Origin of the sequence: Immundisolibacter sp., assembly GCF_028696615.1 — a bacterium.
Taxonomy (GTDB): domain Bacteria; phylum Pseudomonadota; class Gammaproteobacteria; order Immundisolibacterales; family Immundisolibacteraceae; genus Immundisolibacter.
Window position 1 is genome coordinate 4911 of the sequence record NZ_JAQVGQ010000075.1, and the last position, 6153, is coordinate 11063.

Consider the following 6153-nt stretch of genomic DNA (forward strand, 5'->3'; position numbering starts at 1 on the left):
CTGGATGGCTTCAGGGATTCGGCGCCGCCGCCGGCTGGCAGCTCTCGCTCGCCGTGATGTTGGCGCGGTTCGCTTCGACCGTCTTGGCGCCGATGCCTTTGACGTTGGCCAGTTCGTCCGCGCTCTTGAATGGCCCCTGCTGCTCGCGATACGCCACGATGGCCTGGGCCTTGGCCTCGCCGACACCCTGCAGGCCGGCGGCCAGCGTGGCGGCGTCGGCGCAGTTGATGTCGACCGCTTGCGCGGCCGCGGCGCCGGTGCCCAGCGCCATGAACACCACGAAGCCGGTGCGCAGAAATTTCTTCGACATGGTCTCGCACTCCTGATGAGGGGGTTGCAACGGGTGGTATGCCTGCCCAAGGCTGATAGCAAAGACAGGCGGCTCAAGTATCCCTTATCCCTAAAACAAGTGTTCGTTTGATGATTGGGGGCGCAGCGCCGGCGCCGGCTGGTGTACGCCGCTACCGCCTTGGCCTTGCTGCACTTGTGGTGGAAGGTGAAGGTCGACACGCGCGAGCCGGCCGTGTACGTTTTGGCGTTTGCAAAACTATTGGCCGCCCGTTGGGCAGGCTCCGGCCGGCGTCACCTGCGTCGGCCGGACGTCCGCCATCAATCCTGCTGAGCCGGATACTGTGGATTCCTTACGTACGCTGCGCGATTTTCTGCGCTGGGGCGCCAGCCGTTTTGCCGGCGCCGGCTTGTTTTATGGTCACGGCACGGCTGGCGCCGCCGACGAGGCGGCGGTGCTGCTGGCGCACGTGCTGCACCTGGACCTGCCGTTGCCGGTGGATTTCCTGGACGCTGCGCTGACCGCGCAGGAGCGCGCGGCGGTGGCGGCGCTGTTCGCGCGCCGTATCGACGAGCGCCTGCCGGCGCCGTATCTGACCGGCGAGGCCTGGTTCGCCGGGCTGCGTTTTGCGGTCGATCCGCGGGTGCTGATCCCGCGCTCGCCGATCGCCGAACTCATCGAAAACGGCTTTCAGCCATGGCTGGCCGAGGCCGAGCCCGGGCGCATTCTGGACATCGGCACCGGCAGCGGCTGCATCGCCGTTGCCTGCGCGCTGGCGTTTCCGGACGCGCAGGTGGACGCGGTCGACGTCAGCGCCGATGCGCTCGAGGTGGCCGCCACAAACGTGGCCCGCTATGGTCTCGAGGAGCGGGTGCGGCTGCTGCAGTCCGATCTTTACGCGGCGCTCGCCGGTCAGCGCTACGACCTCATCGTCAGCAATCCCCCGTACGTGCCGGACGCCGAGTACGCGACGCTGCCGCACGAGTACCGGCACGAACCGCGCGGCGCGCTGGTGTCGCCCGAGGATGGTCTCGAGCACCCGCTGCGCATCCTGCGCGGGGCGGCGCAGCATCTGACCGAGGGCGGTCTGCTGGTGCTCGAGGTCGGCGCCAGCTGGCCGGCGCTGGTCGAGCGCCTGCCCGAGGTGCCGTTCACGTGGGTGGAACTGGCTCGCGGCGGCGAGGGCGTGGCAGTGATCGGCCGTGAGGAGTTGCTGACAGTGGAGTTTTAGGGAACTGCCGAAAAATTCCGTCCTTGGAATTTTTTCAGCCTGTCAGCCGGGTAGTTGGCGATGGCGTACCAGAACCCGGCCGGCCTCGCCGTCGCCGAGCCGCGCCTTGAAGTAATCGCCCAGGCGATGGGCCATGTACACCGAGCGGTGCCGCCCGCCGGTGCAGCCGACGCCGACCGTGACCTGGCTGCGGTCGCTGGCGGCAAAACGCGGCAGCCAGGTGTCCAGGAACCGGCAGATGTCGTCGAACAGCCGCTGCACGTCGTCCTGGCGTTCCAGAAACTCGCGCACCGGCGCGTCGAGACCGGTGAGCTGGCGCAGCGTCGGCTCCCAGTGCGGGTTCGGCAGGCAGCGCATGTCGAACACCAGGTCGGCGTCCAGCGGCACGCCGAACTTGTAGCCGAACGACTGGAACACCAGCGTCGGCGTCTGTGGGCCGTGGCTGAGCAGGTCGCGAACGGTGCTGCGCAGCTGGTAGATGTTCAGGCCCGAGCTGTCGATGGTCATGTCGGCCAGTTCGGCGATCGGCGCCAGGCGCTGTTGTTCGGTGTCGATCGCCTCGCTGATGGCCACGCCGGGGCGGGCCAGCGGGTGCTGGCGGCGGGTTTCGTTGTAGCGGTTGATCAGGGTTTGGCGGTCGGCGGTGAAGAACAGTACCCGGCAGTCGCCGCCCTGCGCCCGCAGCTTGCTCAGGATGGCCGGAAACGCCGCCAGGTCCGACACGTTGCGCACGTCGATGCCGACCGCCGCCGGCGTGTCGGTGCCGCCGCGCGCGCTCAGCTCCTGGCCCAGGGCCGGCAGTAGCGCGATCGGCAGGTTGTCGACGCAGTAGAAGCCGAGGTCTTCGAGGGCGTGCAGGGCCGTCGATTTGCCGGCCCCCGACAGGCCGCTGACGATGATCAGGCGTTGCGGCATGGCTGTGGGGGTCCGCCCTAGGCTTTGCGGCGCGCCGCCTTGCGCCGCTCGGTGGTGGAGGGGATGCCCATGCTCTCGCGGTACTTGGCGACTGTGCGCCGGGCAACGTTGATGCCGGCCTGGTTGAGTTGTTCCGCCACGTCGTTGTCGCTGAGCGGGCTGCCGGGTGGTTCGGCGGCGATCAGCTCGCGGATGCGCGCGCGAATGGCGGTGGCGGACGCCGCTCCGCCGTCACTGGTCGACACGTGGCTCGAGAAAAAGAACTTCAGCTCGTAGATGGCGCGCGGCGTGTGCATGTATTTGCGGTTGGTGGCGCGCGAGATGGTCGACTGGTGCAGGCCGAGCTCGTCGGCGATGTCCTGCAGCACCAGCGGCACCATGGCCTGCGGGCCGTGTTCGAAAAAGCCGATCTGGCGTTGCACGATGGCGCGCGCCACGCGCAGCAGGGTGTCGTTGCGGCTTTTCAGGCTGTTGATGAACCAGCGCGCCTCCTGCAGGCGATTTTTGATGTATTCGTTGTCGGCGCTGCTGTCGCGGCGACGGATCATGCCGGCGTAGGTCGAATTGATGCGCAGGCGCGGCGCGATGGCCGGGTTCAGCTCGACCTGCCACACGCCGTTGATCTTGCGCACCAGCACGTCGGGCACGATGTACTCGGGCTCGTCGGTGTCGAGGCTGTTGCCGGGGCGCGGGTTCAGCGCCTGGATCAGGTGCACGGCCTGTTCGAGCGTGTCGGCCGGCAGGCCGGTGACGCGCAGCAGGGCCTTGTAATCGTGCTCGCCGAGCAGGGCGATGTGGTCCAGCACGGCCAGGGCCGCCTCGCGCAGCGCACCGTCCAGGCCCTCGAACTGCTCGACCTGCAGGCGCAGGCACTCGGCGAGATCACGCGCCGCCACGCCGGCCGGATCGAAGTGCTGGATGCGCCGCAGCACCGCCAGCAGTTCGGTTTCGTCCACCGGCTCGCCGCGGGTCTCGCTGGCGGTGGCGCACAGCTCTGCCAGCGACTGGCCGAGATAGCCGTCCGGGCGGATGGCGTCCACGATCAGCTCGGCGATGGCCCGGTCGGCGGCGCTGAACGGCGTGAGGTCCAGTTGCCAGCGCAGGTGGTCGTGCAGCGTCTCGGGTTTGCTCGACAGGGCGGTGAAATCGCTACCGTCGTCCTCGTCACGGCTGCTGGCGCCGGTGCCGGCGTTCAGATCGATGAAGGTGTCTTCCCAGTGGCCGTCGACCGCCAGCTCCTGCGGGATGTCGTGGTCGGCGTCGAACTCGAGCGCACGCTCGGCCTGTTCCTGCGGGCCGGGTGCAGGCGTGTCCTCGTCGGCGGCCTCGCCGATTTCATCCTCGGTCTCCAGCAGCGGGTTGGACTCGAGCGCCTCGCGGATCTCGGTCTGCAAGTCGAGCGTGGACAGCTGCAGCAGGCGGATGGCCTGCTGCAGCTGGGGCGTCAGGGCGAGGTGCTGCGAGACGCCGAGTTCGAGACCTTGCTTCATGCGACCGGTGACCTGGGCCTGGGTGGGTGCCGAAAAAATTCCATCCTGAGGATTTTTCGGTTCGCGTCCGCGCGGTGCATGCCCGCTCTTAGCGAATCAACGGCTCACGACATGGATTCACGCCGGGGCATTCCGCCCCGCTCGGCGAGCGCCGAATGAATCAGCGCGCTCAAGCAAGAAGCGTACCGCAGGCGTCGGTTCCGGCAAAGCCGGCCTACAGTCGGAACGTGTCGCCGAGGTAGACCGCGCGTACCCGGTCGTCGGCCAGGATGTCCTCCGGCGAGCCGGCGGCCAGCACCTGGCCTTCATTGACGATATAGGCGCGGTGACAGATACCCAGCGTCTCGCGCACGTTGTGGTCGGTGATCAGCACGCCGATGCCGCGCGCGGCCAGCTCGCGGATGATGCGCTGGATGTCGATCACGGTGATCGGATCGACGCCGGCGAACGGCTCGTCGAGCAGCATGAAGCGCGGCTCGATGACCAGCGCGCGGGCGATTTCCACCCGCCGCCGCTCGCCGCCGGACAGGGCGGCGCCTGGGCTGGTGCGGATGTGGCCGATGTGCAGGTCGTTCAGCAGCCGTTCGAGGCGCTCCTCACGGGCACGGGCGTCGAGGTCACGGCGTGTCTCCAGGATCGCCCTTAGGTTGTCCTCCACCGACAGGCGGCGGAACACCGACGCTTCCTGCGGCAGGTAGCCGAGACCCAAGCGCGCGCGCTGCGGCATGCCGGCGTCGGTGATGTCGGCGCCATCGATGGTCACTTGGCCGCTGTCGGGCGCAATCAGGCCGACGATCATATAAAAACAGGTGGTCTTGCCGGCGCCGTTGGGGCCGAGCAGGCCGACGATCTCGCCCGGCGACACCGCCAGCGATACGCCGGCCACCGCCGGCCGGCCGCGAAAACTCTTGCGCAACTCGTGTGCGGCCAGCTCGCTCATGGTGTGGCTTTCGCGCCCTCGCGCTCCTGCGGCTGGATGATCATGCGGATGCGCCCACCCGGGCCGCCGCTGCCGGTGACCACGTCGCGCACCGTGTCGTATACCAGCTGGTCGCCCTGAAACACGTCGCCCTGCCGGGTGACGTGGGCATTGCCGCGCAGGTACAGCTTTTTGTCCGCCACGGTGTATTCCATCTCGTTGGCGGTGGCGACCACGTCGCCCTCGTCGGGCTTCGGTTGCTGCTTGTAGCGGGCCGGCTTGCCGGTGGCCACGTACCGCGTTGGCTTGCGCTTTTCGGTGTAGATGACCAGTTTGTCGGAGTTGATCTGCATGCTGCCCTGCACCACCACTACTGCACCGGTGTAGGTGTTGATGCCCTTGGCCTCGTCCAGCTCGACATGGTCGGCATCGATATAAATGGGTTGCTGGCGGTCCGAGTCCAGGGCAAGGGCCGGCCCGGCCAGGCACAGCAGCACGGCGCCCAGCAGGCGGCGGGAGAATGACGGACGCATGGGTAATTCTGGCTGCGATGAAGGAGCGGGCAGGTTTGCCGCGCCGGCAAGTTTAGCAGGCCGTCCCGCAACGCCTGTGCGAGGACACGCGCCCACGTTCCGCATGGGCGCGTGTCTGGTTGCCGGAGCCCGTCCGCCCAGGGGCGAGGGTCCTCGGTTCATGGCGGTCGCCGCGGCGGGCCGACGAAGTTCCTGGATGCAACGTTCAGCATTTGCCCTGGCGCGCGTCGATCACCAGGTCGCACAGCTCGCGCGCGGCGCCGCGGCCGCCGCCCAGCGTGGTGACCCAGCGCGCGGCGGCGCGCACCTGCGGGTGCGCGTCGGCCACCGCCGACGGCAAGCCGCACAGGCGCATGGCCGGCAGGTCGATGACGTCGTCGCCGAGGTAGGCCGCGCGCTGGCCGTCGAGGCCGAACTGCCGCAGCAGGTCGAGCAAGTCGCGGTCCTTGTGCTGGCATCCCTGCCGATACAAGTCCACCTGCAGTTCGTCCATGCGCCGGCTGACCGCCGCCGAGCGCCGGCCGCTGAGTGCTGCCACTTTGATGCCGGCCTCGCGTAGCCGCTTCACGCCCTGGCCGTCCCGGACGTGGAATGCCTTGAACTCGGTGCCGTCGTCGCCCAGGTACAGGCGGCCGTCGGTCAGCACGCCATCCACGTCGAACACCACCAGCTCCACCTGCGCCGCCAGGCGCACCAATTCGATATCCAAGGTCATGGTCCGTTTGCTTGGGGTTGCGACGCGTCAGGGTTTGTGAAGAAAAGCGCATGTTGTGCGT

General features: G+C 68.2%; 7 protein-coding genes. 1 reads left to right on the plus strand and 6 read right to left on the minus strand.

Annotated features, from left to right (window positions below; genetic code table 11):
- Positions 1-10: 10 nt before the first annotated feature.
- Positions 11-310 (minus strand): ComEA family DNA-binding protein, encoded by a 300-nt coding sequence (locus PHC73_RS06720; protein ID WP_366949820.1) that lies wholly within the window; start codon positions 308-310, stop codon positions 11-13.
- A 322-nt stretch (positions 311-632) separates the two neighbouring features.
- On the opposite strand from PHC73_RS06720, the gene prmB reads away from it, so the two are divergent.
- Positions 633-1520: a 50S ribosomal protein L3 N(5)-glutamine methyltransferase gene (prmB, locus tag PHC73_RS06725; protein ID WP_300126003.1), complete on the plus strand. Its 888-nt coding sequence runs from the start codon at positions 633-635 to the stop codon at positions 1518-1520.
- Positions 1521-1562: 42 nt separating this feature from the next.
- Here the strand turns inward: prmB and rapZ are convergent, their stop codons facing one another.
- From rapZ to PHC73_RS06750, 5 genes are all read right to left on the minus strand, one after another.
- On the minus strand, positions 1563-2435 hold the full coding sequence (rapZ, locus tag PHC73_RS06730; RefSeq protein WP_300126006.1) for an RNase adapter RapZ: 873 nt from the start codon (positions 2433-2435) through the stop codon (positions 1563-1565).
- A gap of 17 nt (positions 2436-2452) precedes the next feature.
- On the minus strand, positions 2453-3925 hold the full coding sequence (locus tag PHC73_RS06735) for an RNA polymerase factor sigma-54 (protein ID WP_300126009.1): 1473 nt from the start codon (positions 3923-3925) through the stop codon (positions 2453-2455).
- 214 nt (positions 3926-4139) lie between these two features.
- Positions 4140-4865, minus strand: a complete 726-nt coding sequence (gene lptB, locus PHC73_RS06740; RefSeq protein ID WP_300126011.1) for an LPS export ABC transporter ATP-binding protein — start codon at positions 4863-4865, stop codon at positions 4140-4142.
- Complete coding sequence (gene lptA, locus PHC73_RS06745; protein WP_300126014.1) at positions 4862-5377, minus strand: lipopolysaccharide transport periplasmic protein LptA; 516 nt, start codon at positions 5375-5377, stop codon at positions 4862-4864. Before lptA ends, lptB begins: the two co-directional genes overlap by 4 nt.
- A gap of 205 nt (positions 5378-5582) precedes the next feature.
- Positions 5583-6092: an HAD family hydrolase gene (locus PHC73_RS06750; RefSeq protein ID WP_300126017.1), complete on the minus strand. Its 510-nt coding sequence runs from the start codon at positions 6090-6092 to the stop codon at positions 5583-5585.
- Between the last annotated feature and the right edge of the window lie 61 nt (positions 6093-6153).

Coding starts and splice junctions, on each gene's coding strand:
- PHC73_RS06735 (WP_300126009.1), bottom strand. CDS start 3,925: ATGAAGCAAGGTCTCGAACTCGGCGTCTCGCAGCACCTCGCCCTGACG.
- rapZ (WP_300126006.1), bottom strand. CDS start 2,435: ATGCCGCAACGCCTGATCATCGTCAGCGGCCTGTCGGGGGCCGGCAAA.
- PHC73_RS06750 (WP_300126017.1), bottom strand. CDS start 6,092: ATGACCTTGGATATCGAATTGGTGCGCCTGGCGGCGCAGGTGGAGCTG.
- lptA (WP_300126014.1), bottom strand. CDS start 5,377: ATGCGTCCGTCATTCTCCCGCCGCCTGCTGGGCGCCGTGCTGCTGTGC.
- PHC73_RS06720 (WP_366949820.1), bottom strand. CDS start 310: ATGTCGAAGAAATTTCTGCGCACCGGCTTCGTGGTGTTCATGGCGCTG.
- lptB (WP_300126011.1), bottom strand. CDS start 4,865: ATGAGCGAGCTGGCCGCACACGAGTTGCGCAAGAGTTTTCGCGGCCGG.